Origin of the sequence: Inquilinus limosus, assembly GCF_051487185.1 — a bacterium.
GTDB classification, from domain to species: Bacteria; Pseudomonadota; Alphaproteobacteria; order DSM-16000; family Inquilinaceae; genus Inquilinus; species Inquilinus limosus_F.
Map to the genome: position 1 here is coordinate 1 of NZ_JAHVDK010000081.1, position 1,251 is coordinate 1,251.

The window sequence follows — 1,251 nt, forward strand, 5'->3', positions numbered from 1 at the left end:
CTGCCGGAGACGAGCAGCGGCTTCGGGGCCTGGGGCCGGGCGCTGCAGGCCTATGCTTCGAGCCCGGAGCTGCTGGCGGAGCTGCCGTACTGGCAAGGCGTGCTGGCCGGCCCGTCGGGCTTCCCGGTGGCGCGGCCGGAGGGCGCGAACACGGTSYTGCWRCGGGCSGAGCACCGGCAGCGCTTCGATGCGGCGCTGACCGAGCGGCTGGTGACGGCGGGCCGGGCCTGGCGGGCCGGGGTGGAGGACCTCTTGCTGACCGCGCTGGCGCGGGCGCTGTGCCGGCACACCGGGCAGGGCTCGGCGCTGGTGGCGCTGGAAGGGCATGGCCGGGAGGAGCTGGGCGGGCTCGACCTCAGCCGGACGGTGGGCTGGTTCACCAGCCTGCACCCGGTGCGGCTGACGCCCGAGGCGGATCTGGAAGCCTCGCTGAAGGCGGTGAAGGAGCAGCTGCGGGCGGTGCCGAACCGCGGCCTGGGCTACGGCGTGCTGCGATACATGGGCTCGGAGGAGGCGCAGGCGTCCTTGTCGGGCCTGCCCTGGCCTTCGGTGACCTTCAACTATCTGGGCCGGTTCGACGGGGTGACGGCAGGCGCCTTCGCCCTGGCGGCGGAGAGCGCCGGGCAGGACCAGTCGGAGGGCTCGCCGCTCGGCGCCGAGCTGGTGGTGAACGGCCGGGTGGCCGAGGGCAGGCTCGGCCTGACCTGGCTGTTCAGCGCCGCCCGGCACGATGCCGGCACGATCGAACAGCTGGCCCGGGCTTTCGCGTCCGAGCTGGAAGCGCTGGTCACGCTGTGCGGCGCGCCGGGGGCGGGCGGGCTGACGCCGTCGGATGTGCCGCTGGCCGGTCTGGGCCAGGCCGAGCTGAATGCCCTCCCGGTGCCGGCCGCGGAGATCGAGGACCTGTACCCCTTGTCGCCGATGCAGCAGGGCATGCTGTTCCACAGCCTGCAGGCGCCGGAGCTGTACGTGACCCAGCTGCGGGTGGACGTCGAAGGCCTCGATGCGGGGCGCTTCGCCCGGGCCTGGGAGGCGGCGGTGGAGGCGCATGCGATCCTGCGCACCGGCTTTCTGTGGTCGGGCGAGAAGCCGTTGCAGCTGGTGCGGCGGCGGGTGCCGTCGCCGGTCGAGCCGCTGGACTGGCGCGGCAGGCCGGACATCGAACAAACTCTGACGGATCTGGCGGCGTCGGACCGGGCGCGCGGCCTCGACCTCGCCGCGCCGCCGCTGCTGCGGGTGCGGCTGGTGCGG

1 protein-coding gene is annotated in these 1,251 nt (G+C 74.6%); it reads left to right on the top strand.

The annotated features are described in order from the left end of the window. The coding region (locus KXR53_RS35490) for a condensation domain-containing protein (protein ID WP_437380330.1) at nt 1-1,251 on the top strand (1,251 nt) is incomplete at both ends.